Below are 19,405 nucleotides of genomic sequence, written 5' to 3' on the forward strand. Positions count from 1 at the left end.
AAACCCCCTTAATTTTTCTGTTATATATATGGTAACATTTATATAATAGTTTTTGGTTACATTAAGGTTACATAGAAGTTACATTCAGTTAAAATCTATCCTTTAACAACTCCTAAAGGGGTTAGCTTTATTACTCTTTTTACCAAATCCTTTTGATTATCCATTACTTCTTCTATATCCTTATAAGCCATTGGGGCTTCTGAAAAATCTTTTTCCCAGCCCTTGTGCACTATATCTCCCATAGATTTATCTGCCATCTCTTTGGTAATAGTTTTATTAGCTTGTCTTCTAGACATTACTCTACCTGCTCCATGAGAGCAACTTCTAAAGCTTTCAGGATTTCCTAACCCTTCTACTATATATGATGGAGTCCCCATAGATCCAGGAATAATCCCTAACTCTCCTTTTTCTGCCCTTATAGCTCCTTTCCTATGAACTATAACTTCCTTTCCAAAATGTTCTTCTATTGAAGCATAATTATGGTGGATAGAAACTTTTTTGAGTATTTTTTCAGACTTTGTTTCTTTCCTAAATATACTATAAAATTGTTCTAATAATTGCCTTCTGTTTTCTGCTGCAAATTTTAAAGCATAACTCATAGCATTAAAGTATTCTTTTCCCTCTTTAGAGTCTATATAAAGCCCTGCTAAATCTTGTTTTGGAGGAACTAATTTTATCTTCTCATTTAAATTTATAGCTAAGTTATTATAGTATTCAGCTATTTTATATCCAAAATTCCTACTCCCAGAATGTACCATTAACCATATGTGTCCATCGCTACCCTTCTCTATGCTTAAAAAATGATTTCCTCCTCCTAAAGTTCCCAACTGGTATCTAGCTGCATCTAATTCTTCCATTACTATTTTTGAGTTAGGTTGATTATTAAAACCTTCCCATTTCCTTGGTTTCTTATGATTATTAAATCCCAAAGGTATAACTTTATGAGCTTTATCAACTATTTTTTTAATAGATTTAATGTCTATTTCCTTAATATCCGTTTTTACTGCAATAATACCACAGCCTATATCTACTCCAACAGCATTAGGTATAATTACCCCTGAAGAAGCCAAAACTCCTCCTATAGGCATTCCAAATCCCACATGAGCATCGGCCATTAATGCAATATGAGAATAAGCAAAACTTAAATTAGAAAGATTTTCAGCCTGTTGTAAAGTTTCCTCATCTAAATCTGTTGCCCAAGATTTTATGGGTATTCTTCCTAAATTGTAAATCTTCATAAATCTCTCCTTTCAAATTAACTCTAAACCACTAAATATTTAGGCGGTTTTTCACAATAATTACAAGTGCGAGGGCTAGCCCAATCAGTAAAAGAAACTTTTTCTAGTTCGTATATATCTGGTGGTTGTTCATATACTTCTACAAAATCCTCTATTGCATCTTCTAGATGTTCATTACATACTACGTACATAATATCAACTCCACTCTTTTAATAAAATTAAACTCATTTGCATTTAGTATAAACATTTTCTTAATGTTTATAAAAGCTTGACAATATTGTCAAGCTTTTAAATTGATATTATTTCATTTGATTAAATACAACTGAAACAGACATTTCCTTGCCATTTCTAATAATCGTTAAATTAGCTTTATCTCCTTTTTTATATTTATATAGCATTTTCTTTAATTGATTCATACTTTCAATCTCTTGATTATCCATCTTAACTAATATATCTCCTGGTCTAAGACCCGCTTTATCAGCTGGGCTATTAGCATCAATTTCTAATAATATAACACCTTTATCAACACTTAATTCTACTCCAATTTGTCTTTCGTATCTTTCTACTTCTATGCCTGCAACACCTAAATATACAATTTTAAAATCTCCTTCTTCAACTATCTGTTCTATAATAGGTTTTACCACATTAATAGGTATGGCAAATCCTAAACCTTCCGCTGCAGAAGATTTTATCTTTACAGTATTTATACCTATTACTTCTCCTTTGTTATTTAACAATGGACCTCCACTATTTCCAGGATTTATAGAAGCATCAGTTTGTATCAAATTATCTATAATATTATACTCATCTACTCTTATAGATCTATTCAAACCAGATATAATACCTGCAGTAACTGTCCTTTGAAAATCTAATCCTAAAGGATTTCCTATAGCTACAGCCAACTGACCAACCTCTAAAGAATCTGAATCTCCTAAATCAGCAACTGGAAGTCCAGTAGCTTCTACTTTAACTACTGCCAAATCTAATGCTTTATCATACCATAATAATTTTCCTGGAAGCATATCACCATTTTCAAATAAAACACTTATTTTTTTAGCTTTACCATCTCCTACCACATGAGAATTGGTAAGTATATATCCATTAGGGTTTACTATAATCCCTGAACCTACTCCTTCAACCTCCCATTCCCATATAAGTTCCCTTTGAACCTGAACAGTAGTTATCCCCACTACAGAACTCATTGCCTTCTTTGCAACTGCTTCTACTGAAGATATATCATCCGAAGGTGTAATATTTATTTGTTGCCCTGTATTGTATGGGGCTTTTCCATCATAATTTCCTGGTACTGGTAATACCTTACCATATAGATATGTTGGTGCAATGTAAGCACTTATTATTCCTCCAACAATAGCTGCAATTAATGCAACTATGAAATAAGAAAAAAATCCCCTTTTTTTAGGTGGCCTTTCATAATACATTAAAATCCCCTCCTATATTATAAGCTATATACTTTAGTTGCTCTATCTCTATATGTCAAATCTAAAGTAATATCTTTATGTATATTTATTCCACAATCTTTCACAAAACTACCTACAGTTTCATGAGCTAAATATGGAATATTGTTTTCTTGGCTTAAATGTGCTAAAAGTATTATCTCCCCATTTCCTAATAAAACCTGAGATAAAACTCTACCTGCATCATCATTTGATAGATGTCCCTTAGTACTTAATATCCTTTTTTTTAAATACCAAGGATACTTTCCATATTTAAGCATATTTACATCATGATTTGACTCTAATAGGTATAGAGAAGAACCTTTTATTATATTCTTCATTTCATTATTTACCCATCCTGTATCAGTCATAATAGTTATTTTTATATTTTTATAAAAAAATATGTAACCAACAGGATCACAGGCATCATGAAAAATTTTAAAAGGGTGAACACCTAAATCTGCAATTTCAAAATCCTTATCTGTATGTATTATTTTTATATTTTTATTATCTATTTCCCCTATCTTACTACTCATATTTATCCAAGTTCCTTCATTAGCAAATATAGGTATGTCATATCTTCTGGATAATACTCCTACACCTTTTATATGATCCATATGTTCATGAGTTACAAATATGCAATCAATCGTTGAAGGACATACACCTATAGAAGATAATAAATCTTCTACCTTTCTACCACTAAAACCTGCGTCTATTAATATTCTAACCTTATCTGTTTCAATATATTGACAATTACCACTACTGCCACTTGATAAGGAGCAAAATTTCATACCCAATATGATTCCCTCCAATAAATTTTAATATATATAAAACTTACACATATTAATATTTTATCACAAAATTAATTTTAAAAAAACAAATTAAAAAGAAGAACTCGTAGGTTCTTCCTAATAATCATCTATAAACACCTTATACCCATCTTGAAATTGAATTCTCCAAGCTGGAATTGCTTTTCCTTGTATAGTCTCTTCAGGTTCTTCTAAGTAATCATGTTTTTGAGGATCAAAATAATAGCACAAAGAAATATTTGTAATGGTTTTCCCATATATTTCTTCTATATCCAATAAAGCCAATAAAGCTTTTGGTGCTGTACTTATATATATTTCTGTTTCACCTAAATCTTCAACTATAAACCATAATCTTTCAAATCTTTTTACTCCTCTTTTATCTATTTGAAAATTTGTAAATGCTCTTTCTACAAATACATCATTATACATTTTTGAATATTCTATATAAAAAGTCCCTTTTTCTTCTTTAATAAAAGTCATTTCCATATCTGATGTATCAAAGTTCTTCTCTTTTAAAAAATCTTCTGCAATTTGAATAGCTTTTTCTTTATCTAGATTTCCAAATATTTTTTTCTCTTCTTTATTTTCATATATTATCAATTTATTGTTTGTAATCACCAAAGATTCATTATCCTTAATTATCTGCCCAAATGCATCTTTATTTTCAATTAAATCCCCTTTACCCTTAAAAAACATTTCATTTAATTTTTCTAATTTCATCTTTTCATAACTTACATTCATAGTATATAAACATGGTATTTCCGTTGGTATATGAGTATTTATAGATATATTTTTATGTTCCAATAATTTTACTACATCCTCTATAAAATCCTCATTTAAAGTAGGTTCATCTATAGTTTTTTCTCCTATAAGGATGTATATTAATAACACATTGGTTATAATAAAAGCAACTATTAAAATGGTTTTAGCCTTTGACCAATCCATTTTCCTTCACCATCCAAATACTCCTTCTAAGCTACTTTTCAAATACTAATTCTCCACTATATACATCAAAAGCATAAACCTTATTGTCAGTTTCCAAAAGCCATACTCCTATAAGCTTATTTTCTTGTTCTTTAGAACAAGGATCCATATAAGCTATATCTATATTACAGATAGAAGATAAAGTATCTTCCATTATCGTTTTTTTATCTATTTTTTCTTTATTTAGTCTTTTATAATATATATAGTCTTTTTCTAGTATATCATAATTCATATTAATAATATCAAAAGTAGAAAGTATACGTTTATTTTTCTCTATATTAAAGTTAGATATATTTTTATTTTCCCTAGAAAATATTTTATAATTTCTAATATATTTATTAAACACATCTATCTCAATAAAATCTTCGATATCATTGTTTGCCAATATTACTGGCAAGCCCATCACTCTATGCCCAAAAATAAGTTTATAACCTAAGTTTTCTTCAAATTTTATTTCCTCTATTTTAGCTAAATACATATCCTCTGGATTATCAATATGATTTGATAAAAACTCTGCTACAGTATTTAAACTAATATATAAATTTCTCTCTAATACAGGTTCTTCAAGGGGACTAAAATATTCTAAAATGCCATTTTGATTAATCTTTAGTACTTTTTGATCATATAAATATATTATAGAACCATCCTTTTCAACTATTTCTCTTATATAATCTATGTCCTTATTGAAATATTCTTTTGCAATATCCCTAATTTCCTCTATGTTTTCTGGATTCAATTTCCTTTCTACAGAAACTAAGGGTAAGTTCTTTGACATTTCATATGGAATAAAAGTATTATTATTGCTACCTAAAGTATCTTTCATAGGATAATAATATGTATAGTCAACTGTTTCTTCTATTCCTTTCACATATTCTTTTAAAGTAGTAATATCTACATCTATATCATATATATCATAAACCATTAAATGATCATTCCCATTACTAAATATAAAAAAAGGTTTACCACTACCTATATATAAATAAATACTTTCTACCTTTGGCATTTTTTCCGTTATACTATTAGGCTTATTAATCTCCAAAGAACGAGCCAATATGTAAGTATTAAATTTTTCAGGGAAATAGAAAACTATGGACCTTTTTTTAAGATATTTAAAAAATTCGTCATCAGTTATTACATCTGTCTTAAAATTACTAGAAGATAAAACATTTGATAATATAGGACAAGTACTTATCCATAAGTTTTCTTTGTGTTTACTATAAAACATGGTGTGTGTTTTCCTATCAAAATTTAATAAATATTTATGAGGCTCTAACATATCAGCTAACAAATAACTAGCACCTAAATATTCCTCTTTTTTAATTAAAGAAAATACTTTATAAGGCATCTTCATCCAAAGTTGATTAGTTAAAAATATGCTAATGCACACCAAAAGTAAAAGTAGAAAAGTTTTAAACCTTTCCTTTACCATTATTGATCATCTCCATAGAACCAGGGTTTATCATTTAGTTGGTGCTAATAAATATGGATTTTTTGCAGCTTTTTCTGCTAATGCTTTGTCGTAAACATAAAATATCTTTTCAACTGTATCTACTCCATTTACCTTAAATATAACCATTACTTTATTTATTCCAGAAACTAATTCGACTTCTTTAGCAAATCCAATTTTCCCGGCATTTATTGTTTCTTTCGAGATGAGAATATAATCATTATTTTGTGGCAAATTAGTTAGTGAAAAATTCTGCCCTGTTAAATCCGTAGTCCCATAAACTTCTATCACAATACTAGTTCCCTTTGGAGCCTTTCCAGATATTAATACTGTTTTTTTATCTGTAGCTATAGCATTCTTGCTCGGTACTGTAACCTGGTAATCATTATTATTTTTTTTAGCAATTTGAATGTTTAATGTTTTTGCACTAGCTGCATATCCTGTTAAAGAAAATGAGAATATTATTAATATAATAAATAAATTAGCTGTTATTTTTTTCCACATATTCTCAACTCCCCTCCCTATATTTAAACTTAATTACATTATATAATATGGATGTTACAGAATTATTACAAGCTAATTAAGATTAAGTGACACATTAGTAGCTACAGGCAATATAATATCTACTTTGGTACCAACTTTATATTGGGATTTAAATATTATATCACCATCATGGGCTTCCACTATTTGCTTGGCTATAGATAATCCTAAACCAGTTCCACCTAATTCTCTACTTCTACCTTTATCTACCCTATAAAATCTTTCAAATATCCTATCTTTATCCTCTTCTGGTATACCTATTCCATTATCCTTTACGCTAATAATTACTTTATTATCTTTATATTTAGCACTCACATCTATATTCCCATTATTTGGAGTATATTTTATTGCATTAGATATTATATTTAGTATTACCTGCTCTATACCATCTTTATCTATTACAATATCTGGAATATCATCTTCTATATCTATATGTAAAGTATGACCTTTTTCTTTAAAAGCAAATTCTAATTTTGAACAAGAATCATAAATTAATTTTTTAACAGAATATTCTATTTTATTCCATTTCGTTTTATTATAATCTAAATTTGAAAGTTGCAGTAAATTTTTAACTATTCTTGCCATCCTATCACATTCACTATCTATTATAGATAAAAATTTACAAGCAAGTTCCTCATCAATATCTTTATAATCCATAAGGGTTTCTGTATAACTTTTGATAGTAGTTATCGGAGTTTTTAATTCATGAGATACATTGGCAACGAACTCTTTTCTCATATTATCTAATTTATGTTGCTCTGTTATATCTTGAAATACAATTATAATACCACCAATATAACCTTTTTCATTTCTAAAAGGAGCATATCTCATTCTATATACTATTGAATTTATTTCTACTATATCATCACCTTCTAAAGTATTTACATCATTATAATCAATTTTCTTTAAATTAATATTCTCTATTGGAAAAACCTTTCTATTTAACAACTCTTCATTTATTGTATCTTCTAATCCCAATATATTTACTGCAATAGGGTTAGCATGAATTATATATCCATTTAAATCTATGGCTATAACTCCATCAGCCATATATTTAAATATAGTATCTAATTTACTTCTTTCTAAATCCATCTCTTGAATAGTATTTTTTAATTTTAACGTCAAATAATTAAACATACTTGCCAATTGACCTATTTCGTCTTCTGATTTTACTTCTACAAATTGATCAAAGTCTCCTTTTGCCATTCTCTCAGCTTTTTTTGTTACATCCCTAATAGGTTCAGTTATACTACTAGCTATTAAAAAACCTAGTATTATTGTTATTATTAATGCTAACATAGTAGCACTAGTTAATATTTTTTTAGATTCATCTAATGTATCATAAATATCTTGAAGATCAGATGTCATGTAAAAAACACCTTTTACTTGCCCTACTTCATTTAAAACAGGATAAGCCAAATGCTTGAAAATTTCATCTTTATTAAGATCTTTTTTTACCGCTTCTTTTTTTTCCCCTTCATATGCTGATAATATTAAAGTAGGATCAAAATCTTTATATCTTAATGCATTTTTCCCTACTGTTTGATCTTGTTTTTTCGATGAAGTAGCTATTATTCTAGGAATATTTTCCTCATATTCATATATAATATATAAAGTTTCTGCTCCATCAAATCTCCATTCATTCAGCATGCTTTGGATTTCATTACTAACTTCAGCCCAATTATCTTCTGATAAATAACTAGATGCACTTATTATAGATTCAATTTGCTTTGTCATTGAACTAGTCCTATTTTCTAATTGTTGCATTTCAAATTTTTGTACTATGAATACTCCTACAATTACCATGGCAATAAATACTAGCAAAAAATATACTACAATAAACTTCCACCTAATACTATTGAACATGAATTAGCCCCTCCTGAAATAATATCCTACTCCTCTTTTAGTTATAATATATTTAAATTCACCATCTTCATCTTCTATTTTTTCCCTTAATCTTCTTACAGTTACATCTACTGTCCTTATATCCCCATAGTATTCATAACCCCATACTTCTTCTAGCAGTTGCTCTCTAGTAAACACTTGGTCAGCATTAGCAGCTAAAAATTTAAGCAATTCAAATTCCCTAAGAGTAAGATCTATAACTTGTCCTCTTTTTTTAACCTCATACTTATTTAAATCAATAATTAAATCTCCTGCTACTAATATATCTTCATCGCATAACTCTCCATTAGAAAACTCCACTCTTCTTAAATTAGCTTTAACTCGGGCTATTAATTCTCTCATGCTAAAAGGTTTAGTAATGTAGTCATCAGCACCTAATTCCAATCCTAATACTTTATCTACTTCTTCCTCCTTAGCTGTCAACATAAGTACTGGAATTTTAAATTCCTTTCTAATTTCTTTCAACACTTGAAATCCGTCTTTTTTAGGAAGCATAATATCCAATAAAACTAAATCTGGCAATACCTCATAAACTTTTTTAAGTGCTTCTTCACCATCATAAGCTAAATCAACTTCATAACCTTCCTTTTCTAAATTAAACTTAATTATATCTGCAATAGATTTTTCATCATCTACCACTAATATTTTTTTATTATCCATAATAATATCACTCCAAAATTGATAATTTCATACTATTATCTATGCATAAATTATCTAATAATTAATTAATATTGTCAAATTAATATTGCTTTTTGAATTTTATATATGTATAGCTATTGAAGTATTTATATCTATGATATATAATATCATTGTAAAAGGGGAGTAGCTTTATAATAATTAGCCGTCAATACGGATAAAATCCCGGCTAATTATCCTGCAAATAAATGTAGGTAGCAAGACCTTTGTTTAAACGATCGTTTGAACAAAGGTCTTTTTTGATACTATAATATATACTAACAATTATACATCTATTAATCAATAACTTCTAAAATGTAACATTTTTGTTTTAATTTCTTTTTAAAATGGGATAATAAATAAAATAGAAAGGAAGGGATAGGATGGATTGGTATAAGAAAACTAAAGAAGAAGTGTTATCACAACTAAATACTTCAATGGATAAAGGTCTTTCTCAACAAGAAGCAGAAAAACGCCTAATAAAATATGGACCAAATGAATTAAAAGAAGAAGTTAAAAAAAGCTTTATGTCTAAATTAATAGCTCAATTTAAAGATTTTTTAGTAATAATATTAATTATAGCAAGTATTATATCTTTCGCTGTAGGAGAAAAAGCAGATGCAATTGTAATTTTAGCCATAGTAATAATAAATGCCTTTTTAGGTTTGTATCAAGAAGGTAAAGCTGAAAAAGCCTTAGATGCATTAAAAAAAATGGCTGCTCCTAATGCTAAAGTTATAAGAGATGGCAATACTACTATTGTACCAGCAAGTTCTTTAGTTCCTGGAGATATTGTATTGTTGGAATCTGGTGATATAATACCTGCAGATTTAAGATTAATTGAAACTTCAAATTTAAAAATAGAAGAAGCATCTCTAACTGGTGAATCAGTACCTGTAGAAAAAAATAGCAATACTTTATATGAAGAAGCATCTCTAGGCGATAGGACAAATATGGCTTTTATGAGTACCATAGTTACTTACGGCAGGGGTAAAGGAGTTGTAGTAAATACAGGGCATAATACAGAGATAGGGAAAATTGCTACTATGATACAATCATTTGATGATGAAACTACTCCTTTACAAAAAAATTTAGATAGACTTGGAAAAACTTTAGGCGTAGCTTGCATAATAGTTTGTCTATTAGTATTTGGAATAGGTCTACTTCAAAATAGAGATCTGCTTCAAATGTTTATGGTTTCCATTAGTTTAGCTGTAGCTGCCATCCCTGAAGGATTACCTGCTATAGTAACTATAGTACTTGCTTTGGGTATGAATCGAATGGTTAAACGCAATGCTATTGTGAAAAAGCTACTTGCTGTTGAAACTTTAGGGTGTACTACTGTTATTTGTTCTGATAAAACAGGAACTTTAACTCAAAATGAAATGACAGTAGTTAAAGCATATGCAGATGGGAAAATTTTTGATATTACAGGAACAGGCTATGAACCTAAAGGAGAATTTAAAATAGATGGAAATTCAGTTGATCCAAAAAATGTTGATGGGTTAAATAAATTGATTACTATAGGTGCTTTATGTAATGATGCAACATTAGAGAAGAATGAAGAAGGTTATAGAATTTTAGGGGATCCTACTGAAGGAGCTTTAATCACTTTAGCTGGAAAAGGAAATATATTTAAAGATGAAATAAATAAAAAATTCCCAAGAATTGAAGAAATTCCTTTTGATTCTGATAGAAAAATGATGACTACATTTCATGATAACTATATTCCAAATAAAGTAGTATCTTTTACTAAAGGTGCACCAGATATAGTGATTAGTAGATGTAATCAAATTTATATCAATGGGGAAATAAAACCATTAACAGATGAATTAAAAGAAAAAATAATGAATATAAATAGTCAATTTTCAAGAAATGCATTGAGAGTCCTCGCTTTTGCATTTAAAAAATATGATAAATTGCCTAATAATATTTCAACTGAAACAATAGAAAATCAAATGATATTCGTTGGGTTAGTTGGAATGATAGATCCACCAAGAGAAGAAGCCAAAAAAGCTATACAACTCTGTAAAAAAGCAGGAATTCAAACTATCATGATTACTGGAGATTATAAAGAAACTGCTTTTGCTATTGCTAAAGAATTAGGTATAGCAAAACATGAAGATGAAGCTATCACGGGTAAAGAATTAGATAATATTTCTGATGAAGATTTAAAAGAATTAGTAAAACATAAAAAAGTATATGCTAGAGTTTCACCAGAACATAAAGTAAGAATAGTTTCTGCATTAAAAGCTAATGGAGAGATTGTAGCCATGACTGGAGATGGCGTTAATGATGCTTTAGCTTTAAAAAAATCAGATATTGGCGTAGCAATGGGAATTACTGGAACTGATGTAGCAAAGAATACTGCTGAAGTTATATTAACTGATGATAATTTTGCCAGCATTGTAGCAGCTGTAGAAGAAGGTAGAATAATATATAGCAATATTAAAAAATTTGTTTTCTTCTTATTATCCTGTAATATTGGAGAAATTTTAATTATATTTTTTAGTATATTATTTAATTTACCAGTTCCCCTTATACCTATACAATTACTTTGGCTTAATTTAGTAACAGATAGTTTCCCAGCTTTAGCCTTAGGAGTTGAAGAAGGGGAACCAGAAATTATGGAAATTCCTCCAAGAAATCCAGAAGAGCCTATATTAAACAAAAAAATGACCACAGCTATTGTTTTTCAAAGTATTGCTATCGCTGCTGCTTCATTATTAGCATATAGGTGGGGATTAAAAACTTATGGTAATCAAAATTTAATAATTGCTAGAACTATTACTTTTGCTACTTTAATCACAGCAGAATTATTGAGAGCTTACTCCAGTAGATCAGAAAAACATACTATATTTGAAATAGGGGTGTTTTCAAATAAAACTTTAACTTTTGCTACTATTATTTCATTTTTACTATTAATTGTAGTAATATATGTACCTTTCTTGCAACCTGTATTTGATACCTATCCATTGAGCATTTCTGACTGGACTATAGTTCTTATATATTCTTTCTTACCTCTTGTAATAGGTGAATTATATAAATTGTTTATAAGAAAATAAAAAAAGCCCTATAGGGCTTTTTTTTTAGCACTTTTTAGAAGCTATTGCATAGAATAGAACAAGGAAGGTGGTTTTATGAATAATATAAGTTATTCTAAAATATGCCCAATACTGAGTGCTAAAATAATGTCTCAATCACAGGAAGAATTGCCAGTAATAATTCAACTAGCCCACAATAACAGTACGCTAATAAATGGAATTAAAAATCTATCTACAAAAATGAAAACAAATTTACCTTTAATCAATGGAATTGCATGTAACTTAACTACTGATATCATTTATAAGCTTTCTACTAATCCTGAAGTAGAATATATCAGTTTTGACTCTGAGGTATATACTCAACTAGACATAGCAATTCCTACCATAGAAGGACATTTCCCTAATAATATAGGTTATAAAGGAAATGGTGTAACAATTGCAGTTATAGATACAGGGGTAGCTCCTCATCTTGATTTAACAGTACCAAATAATCGAATCATTGGCTTTGTCGACTTTATAAACAATAAACTATCTCCTTATGATGACAATGGTCATGGTACACATGTAACTGGAATTATTGCTGGAAATGGCTACGCTTCTAATGGTAAATATACTGGTGTTGCTCCAGAAGCCAATATATTAGCTATAAAAGCACTAGACAGTGAAGGTAGTGGAAATACTTCTACTTTAGTTAAAGCTATATCCTATGTTGTTGAAACTAAAGATGAATATAATACAAAGATTATAAATCTTTCTATAGGGACACCTGCAAATAATTCTTATAAAAATGATCCTTTATGTAAAGCTGTTGAAAAAGCTGTTCAAGCAGGTTTAGTAGTTGTAGTCGCTGCAGGAAATAATGGTCCAGGTGAAAAAACCATACTCTCACCTGGAATCAGTAAATATGCCATAACTGTAGGAGCTGCTGATGATAAAAGAACCATAAATATCGAAGATGATACTGTTGCTTCTTTTTCCAGCCGTGGTCCCACCATAGAAGGACTTTTAAAACCTGATTTAGTAGCACCAGGTGTTAATATTAATTCTTTATCCAATGTAGAATTAGATGGATATCGCAATTCAAGTGGTACATCTATGGCTACTCCATTAGTAGCTGGTAGTATAGCATTATTATTAAATAAATATAAAAATCTTAAACCTGAGGAGATAAAATATAAACTATTAAATTCATGTATTGATCTTAAAGATTCTGAAGATACACAAGGTGCAGGTATGTTAAATTTAAAATTATTATTTAATGAAGATGATAATACTTCAATCAATATTCCTCCAACATATGTAGATTTAAAAAAAGATAAGCTTTTTGAAAATATTATTACCCTTTTAATTTTATTATTCTTATTTGATTCCCCTAAACATTAACCTAAATAAAAAAGAGGAAGAAAATCTTCCTCTTTATCTCACATATTTTGAAGGATTTTGATTCCTTCCATTTTTTAATACTTCAAAATGAAGATGAGAACCACTAGCTCTTCCAGTACTGCCTACTTTAGCAATAACTTGCCCTTTATAAACTCTTTCTCCTACTTTAACATTTATACTACTACAATGTCCATATCTAGTAATATAACCATTGCCATGATCTATTTCAACTAAATTACCATATGCCCCGTTTCTTCCTGCAAATACAACTTTCCCGCCATCAGCAGCTTTGATAGGAGTCCCTTTTTTAGCAATAATATCTATACCTTTATGCATACGACCATTTCTCATTCCATATCTAGATGATATAGAACCTCTAGTAGGCATCAAAAATGCACCAGTAGCTATTGTTTTAGGTACATCCTTAGTTCCTTTTACTATTAATTCATCAACAGGTTCTTTAACTATTTTTTCCTCTATTATTTCTTTATCTACAATTATCCCATTATGTTTTACCACTTTTGCAATAATTTCACTTTCACCTTGTGATCCTTTTACTTTAACTTTTTTATTTGTTTTATACATACTTTTATCATATTCAACCTTTACTTCGTAATCAATTTTTTCATTATATTTAACTTCCTCTACTGTCGCTACTGTTACCATAGATTTAGGCATTAGTAATTTTATTTCATCGCCTATTTGTAATTTTTCTGGATCTTTGTCAGGATTAACTGCTATTAAATCTTCTACCGGTATATCATAAATTTTTGATATCGTCCAAAGACTTTCTCCTACTTCTACAACATGGGTTTTTACTTCATCTTCTCCTGATAATATGTAATTAAAAAGTTCATCTTTACTTTTTAATTTATTTAAAGGTACATTTCTTTTTTCTATTTTTATATCTTCAAGAAACTTTATTTCTTTAATTTCTCCATCATCAGTTCTATCTTTTATGTATAGATCCTTAATCTTATCCAATACTTCTTCTAAATCCTCTTTAGTCCTTGTTGCACCTACTTCTTCATTGTCTACTAATAATATGTATCCACTAACTAAAAAAGTCATCTTAGACTTAATATTTTCTCTCAATTCATCCATAGAAGCTAACATATTGTCTTTTGCATGAGTATCTTTAAATGTAATGTTTTCATTTAATACTATATCAATATCATATTTATTTACCAGTTCCTGTCTTAATTCTTCTAATATATTTAATGCTTGCTCTTTATCTCTAACAATTCCTACATTTTCATTCCCAAAACTAACTATAAAAGCTCTAGTTCGTATTTCATTAACTTTATATACTATAGTAGATAAACTAGTTACGGTAACTAGTATTATCATTATAAGCACTTTTTTAAAATTAAATTTATTCTTTGTTTCCCCTAAAAGCAGCTTGCTCCCTGGGGGATGACTGTTATTTCCCGTTTCTAGATTATTCTGTTCATCCATGATAATAGTACCTCCCTGTTTTTAAAAATAATTTTAATACCATTTTTTTAATTTTTATTAGATTTTTGTAACCATTTTGTAATAACTGAAATTATTATACCATAGATAAAAAATTTTTCAATAATCTAAGCCTGTCTACTTTCTATTATATTCAGTTTATATATATATATTCCAATCTTCTTTTCATCTTAATTTAAGTAAAACCACTGTTATTTGTTAATAATATATTTTCTATACAATATACTATTAGAATATTTTAACATTTTATAAATTAAAGTATTTATATTTTTTACATGGATATACTTTTATTATACAGCATAAACCATAATATTTACCAAAAACAAATAGGAGGTTCAATATGGCAGATATTATTAGCAAAAATTACATAAATATAAACTCACCTCATGCCATCATGGATGCTTCAAAACTTATATTTGATAATCTTTACTCTAATATTAATTATTTTCAAGATTTAATTATATTATGTATAGGTACTGATAGATCTACTGGAGACTCACTAGGTCCTCTTGTAGGACACAAGTTAAACCATTATTTATCTCCCTATAAAAAAGTTCATCTATTTGGTACTTTAGATGAACCAGTTCATGCTAAAAATTTAGAACATGCTATTAATCAAATAGATTCAGCATATATAAACCCTTTCATATTAGCTGTAGATGCTTCATTAGGGAATTTCAATAAAATAGGATATATAAATATCAATAAAGGTCCATTAAAACCGGGATTAGGTGTTAATAAAGATCTGCCTCCCATTGGAGACATGAATATTACTGGAATCGTAAATGTTGGGGGTATAATGGAATATATGGTATTACAAAATACTAGATTAAGCTTAGTAATGAATATGGCAGAAACTATAACTAAAAGTATTAATATAGCTTTGTTTAAACTATACAACAAAACTATAAACCAACAAAAGTAGCCTTTATAAAGGCTACTTTTCTAAATACTCTCCGTATAATATTCTTTTTTAACAGCCCTATCTATTGCTTGCATTTCCTCAACTGATAATGGGTATTCAGATTTTCCATTTTTTATTGGTTTTGCATAGCAAGTAGAATGTTCTCTTCCATAAATACTTGTTAACACAAAACCATTTAAAAAATCATCTAAAAAAGCTATAGAAAAACTTAACTCTGAACCCATATCTCCAAAAGCATTATATCTAATAAAACCTATTTTTTGAACTGCAAAATTTAATTTTTTCTCTAATTTATCCAATTTTTCATATATTTCAACAATATCATCTTTCATTTTATCTATTTCATATCCATTTTTTATTAAAAGTTCTTCAATATCTATTCCATCTTTACCTTGCACTAATTTATCATACCTAGTCTTTAATTTAGAAAATTTAATTTCAACAATTAAGTATAATGCCAACAATAATAAAAAAGCCACTAACAAACCTAAAACAATTTCAACATTATGTATTTCAACTATTTCCCGTATCTGCTCCATATATATATTTCTCCTTTCTTAATTTCCTTTAGATATTTCCCTTATAGCTTTTATTCCTTGCTCAATTTCATCATGAGTATTATAGGGACCAAAACTAAATCTTACAACACCTTGCTTAAAAGTACCTATAGTTTTATGAGCAAGGGGAGCACAATGTAATCCTGGTCTTACACATATATTATAGTTTTCATCCAATATATAACTAATTTCTGAAGAATCTTCAGTCCCAATATTGACAGCTACTACAGCTCCTTGTTCTTTTACATTTAAAGGTCCATATATTTTTACTTCTTCTATTTTTGAAACTTCTTCAATAAAATGACTAGTCAATTCTTCTTCATGTTTTCTTATGTTTTCTATACCTTTTTGTAGTATATATTTAACACCTGATCCTAAGCCAACTATACCAGGACCATTAGGAGTTCCGCTTTCATATCTGTCAGGATTAATTTTGGGTTGCTCTAATAGATGAGATACACTTCCTGTACCTCCTTGTTTTAACTCTTTCACATCTAATCCTTCTCTTATATATAATCCTCCTGTTCCTTGAGGACCTAATAATCCTTTATGTCCTGGGAAAGCCAATATATCTATATTCATCTCTTTTACATCTATATCATAGACTCCTGCCGACTGAGCTGCATCTACTAAAAAATATATGCCATTTTCTTTAGCAATTTCCCCAATTTCCTTTACAGGCATAATAGTACCAGTCAAATTAGAAACATGAGTCATTACTATTAATTTAGTATTTTCTTTAATATTATTTTCAATATCAATAGGATCTATTTTCCCCGCAGAATCTCCTCTTACTATAGTAACTTCTATTATTCCTTCTCTCTTTAAATCCATCAATGGTCTTAAAACTGAATTATGCTCCATAGAAGTAGTTATTACATGATCCCCTTTTTTCAATATACCTTTAATTCCTACATTTAAACTTTCTGTACAATTAAAGGTAAATATAACATTCATAGGATTATCTATATTAAACAACTGGGCTATTATTTCCCTGGTCTCAAATATCTCCCTTCCAAGTTTTAGTGCTAATTTATGCCCAGATCTACCAGGATTTGCACCATATTCTTTCATAGCTTGTAAAATAGAGTCATAAACTATATTTGGCTTAGGAAATGATGTTGCAGCATTATCAAAATAAATCATTTTTATACACCTCCACATATTTATAATATAATTATAGCATATTAAACCACTTATTTATCTAATTTAAATTTAAAAAGGAACTCAAATTGAGTTCCTTTTTACTTAACCTAATCTTTTATATACTATTTTCATCAATTCTTTTTTTAATTTAATTCCTTCATTTAATAATTCTTCTATTTTTTTCTCCATTTCATTTCTATATACCTCATCCTTTATACTAAGTAAATTAATTTTAACATTTAATAAAGCTCCTTCAAGACCAGCAGCTGCTAAAAGTGTACCAACTCCCACATCTGTAATAGCATTAATATTACCATAGTGTGCAAACACATCCTGTAATTTTAATACACGGAAACATTCTTCTGCACATTTTAGAGGTACCTCCAATGCTTTCTTATATCCTTCTTGAATTGCAGCATTCCTTTTTGTTTTTTCTTCTTCAGTTTCTTTAGGCATTTTAAAAGCTTCCATTACTTTATCAAAAGCTTTCGTGTCTTCATCTACAATTTTATTTAATTTTTCTATACTCTTTTGTAGTTCTTTAAAATTACTATTCATTTCTTCTTTAACTTCTTCATCTAATTCTTCATATGCTTTTTTACCAAAAGTTAAATTACCTACCATAAATGTAAGTGCTGCCCCTAAACTACCTGCTAATGCAGAAACACTACCCCCTCCTGGAGTAGGCTCTTTAGATGCTACTTTATCAATAAAATCCTCTAAAGTTTCTTTTATTAACATCAAATCACCACCATTTAATTATTATAAAATCTTATTTAATGCAATTTAATTATATCATACACAAATAATTATATGTTTAAAAATATTTTACTTTTATTTTTTTAAAACAACATAAATAAATAAACTACATAAGTTCCCAATAATATCAAACCTGTAATTCGCCCTATTTTTTCTCTTAATAAACCAACTCCAACAAATAAAAGGGCTACTAGCATTGCCATAGGAATATCGGTAAATAATGTATGCCCTGTAACAATTAATCCTTTATCACTTACTAATGAAGAAACTCCTATTATAACAGAAATATTTAATATATTAGCTCCTAAAATATTTCCTAAAGAAATACTTTGTTGTCTTTTAAATGTAGCCATCAATGAAGTTATAAATTCAGGTATCGAAGTCCCTACTGCAAGAAGAGTTAAGCTAACTACTTGTTTTGGTATTCTTAATATATTTGCTATTTCTACACCACTATCAACTAAAATATGTGCTCCATATACTATTAACACTATTCCTACCATAAATTTTATTCCATTTTTTACTAACTCCTTTTTATTTATGGTTTTTCTCTTATTCTTACTCCTACATGGGCTATTTTTTCGATGTTCCAATATATTTATAAATATAAAAAATATAATTAATAAAACCATTATATATCCTTCATTAAAATTTATAAAACCATCCTTGCTAAATAAAAAAAACACACATAAATAACCTATCATCATTACCCCTTTTATGCCAAAGAACTTATCTTTTATATTTATTGGTCTTATCAATGAACATATTCCAATTATAAAAGCTATATTACAAATATAAGAACCTATAGCATTACCAACGGCCATTTCAGAAAATCCTTCTCTACTTGCTACAGTAGAAACAAAAAATTCTGGCAATGTGGTTGCCATACTAACAATAGTTGCAGCTATAATTCCAGAGGAAATACCAGTCTTTTCAGCAATCCATATAGCAGCATCTACAAAAATATCCCCTCCTTTTACAGTCATAATAAGTCCAACTATAAAAAATATTATAACCAACCCAATTTCCATATTCTCCTCCTTTTTTTCTTATTTAGTTTCTA

17 protein-coding genes are annotated in these 19,405 nt (G+C 28.5%); 3 read left to right on the plus strand and 14 right to left on the minus strand.

What is annotated here, in order from left to right; genetic code table 11:
* Positions 1-95 precede the first annotated feature (95 nt).
* From JL105_RS11225 to yycF, 9 genes are all read right to left on the minus strand, one after another.
* Positions 96-1,238, minus strand: coding sequence for an RtcB family protein (locus JL105_RS11225; protein ID WP_132029338.1), 1,143 nt, complete (start codon positions 1,236-1,238; stop codon positions 96-98).
* 23 nt (positions 1,239-1,261) lie between these two features.
* Entirely contained in the window at positions 1,262-1,429 is a 168-nt protein-coding gene (locus JL105_RS11230; RefSeq protein ID WP_132029335.1) for a CxxH/CxxC protein, read from the minus strand.
* Between the two features lie 108 nt (positions 1,430-1,537).
* Positions 1,538-2,677, minus strand: a complete 1,140-nt coding sequence (gene htrA / locus JL105_RS11235) for a serine protease HtrA (RefSeq protein WP_132029332.1) — start codon at positions 2,675-2,677, stop codon at positions 1,538-1,540.
* Positions 2,678-2,694: 17 nt separating this feature from the next.
* Positions 2,695-3,483, minus strand: a complete 789-nt coding sequence (locus JL105_RS11240) for an MBL fold metallo-hydrolase (protein ID WP_132029377.1) — start codon at positions 3,481-3,483, stop codon at positions 2,695-2,697.
* Positions 3,484-3,600: 117 nt separating this feature from the next.
* Complete coding sequence (gene yycI, locus JL105_RS11245) at positions 3,601-4,446, minus strand: two-component system regulatory protein YycI (protein ID WP_132029329.1); 846 nt, start codon at positions 4,444-4,446, stop codon at positions 3,601-3,603.
* A gap of 31 nt (positions 4,447-4,477) precedes the next feature.
* Complete coding sequence (locus JL105_RS11250) at positions 4,478-5,914, minus strand: hypothetical protein (RefSeq protein WP_132029326.1); 1,437 nt, start codon at positions 5,912-5,914, stop codon at positions 4,478-4,480.
* A 30-nt stretch (positions 5,915-5,944) separates the two neighbouring features.
* Positions 5,945-6,436, minus strand: coding sequence for a hypothetical protein (locus tag JL105_RS11255; protein WP_132029323.1), 492 nt, complete (start codon positions 6,434-6,436; stop codon positions 5,945-5,947).
* Between the two features lie 72 nt (positions 6,437-6,508).
* A complete protein-coding gene (locus JL105_RS11260; RefSeq protein WP_132029320.1) occupies positions 6,509-8,338 on the minus strand; it encodes a sensor histidine kinase in 1,830 nt (609 codons plus the stop codon).
* A gap of 3 nt (positions 8,339-8,341) precedes the next feature.
* Positions 8,342-9,037, minus strand: a complete 696-nt coding sequence (gene yycF / locus JL105_RS11265) for a response regulator YycF (protein ID WP_132029317.1) — start codon at positions 9,035-9,037, stop codon at positions 8,342-8,344.
* Positions 9,038-9,435: 398 nt separating this feature from the next.
* On the opposite strand from yycF, the gene JL105_RS11270 reads away from it, so the two are divergent.
* Positions 9,436-12,117 carry a calcium-transporting P-type ATPase, PMR1-type gene (locus tag JL105_RS11270; RefSeq protein ID WP_132029314.1) on the plus strand — a complete coding sequence of 894 codons (2,682 nt, stop codon included), beginning with the start codon at positions 9,436-9,438 and terminating at the stop codon, positions 12,115-12,117.
* Positions 12,118-12,192: 75 nt separating this feature from the next.
* Positions 12,193-13,479 carry a S8 family peptidase gene (locus tag JL105_RS11275; protein ID WP_132029311.1) on the plus strand — a complete coding sequence of 429 codons (1,287 nt, stop codon included), beginning with the start codon at positions 12,193-12,195 and terminating at the stop codon, positions 13,477-13,479.
* Positions 13,480-13,512: 33 nt separating this feature from the next.
* Here JL105_RS11275 and JL105_RS11280 read toward each other — a convergent pair whose 3' ends face one another.
* Positions 13,513-14,937 (minus strand): peptidoglycan DD-metalloendopeptidase family protein, encoded by a 1,425-nt coding sequence (locus JL105_RS11280; protein WP_132029308.1) that lies wholly within the window; start codon positions 14,935-14,937, stop codon positions 13,513-13,515.
* Positions 14,938-15,295: 358 nt separating this feature from the next.
* Between JL105_RS11280 and yyaC the strand changes: the two genes are divergently transcribed.
* A complete protein-coding gene (yyaC, locus tag JL105_RS11285) occupies positions 15,296-15,880 on the plus strand; it encodes a spore protease YyaC (protein ID WP_132029305.1) in 585 nt (194 codons plus the stop codon).
* A gap of 20 nt (positions 15,881-15,900) precedes the next feature.
* On the opposite strand, the gene JL105_RS11290 is transcribed toward yyaC, so the two are convergent.
* The 4 genes from JL105_RS11290 to JL105_RS11305 all read right to left on the minus strand — a co-directional run bounded on the left by JL105_RS11290 (position 15,901) and on the right by JL105_RS11305 (position 19,373).
* A complete protein-coding gene (locus JL105_RS11290) occupies positions 15,901-16,419 on the minus strand; it encodes a DUF4446 family protein (protein WP_132029302.1) in 519 nt (172 codons plus the stop codon).
* 18 nt (positions 16,420-16,437) lie between these two features.
* The gene (locus JL105_RS11295) at positions 16,438-17,583 is read right to left on the minus strand and encodes an aminotransferase class V-fold PLP-dependent enzyme (protein ID WP_132029299.1); all 1,146 of its coding nucleotides are present in this window, start codon (positions 17,581-17,583) and stop codon (positions 16,438-16,440) included.
* Positions 17,584-17,685: 102 nt separating this feature from the next.
* Positions 17,686-18,324: a cyclodeaminase/cyclohydrolase family protein gene (locus JL105_RS11300; protein ID WP_202690537.1), complete on the minus strand. Its 639-nt coding sequence runs from the start codon at positions 18,322-18,324 to the stop codon at positions 17,686-17,688.
* A gap of 101 nt (positions 18,325-18,425) precedes the next feature.
* Positions 18,426-19,373: a calcium/sodium antiporter gene (locus JL105_RS11305; RefSeq protein WP_132029293.1), complete on the minus strand. Its 948-nt coding sequence runs from the start codon at positions 19,371-19,373 to the stop codon at positions 18,426-18,428.
* Positions 19,374-19,405 lie beyond the last annotated feature (32 nt).

Source organism: Keratinibaculum paraultunense (genome assembly GCF_016767175.1).
Classification (GTDB): Bacteria; Bacillota; Clostridia; order Tissierellales; family Tepidimicrobiaceae; genus Keratinibaculum; species Keratinibaculum paraultunense.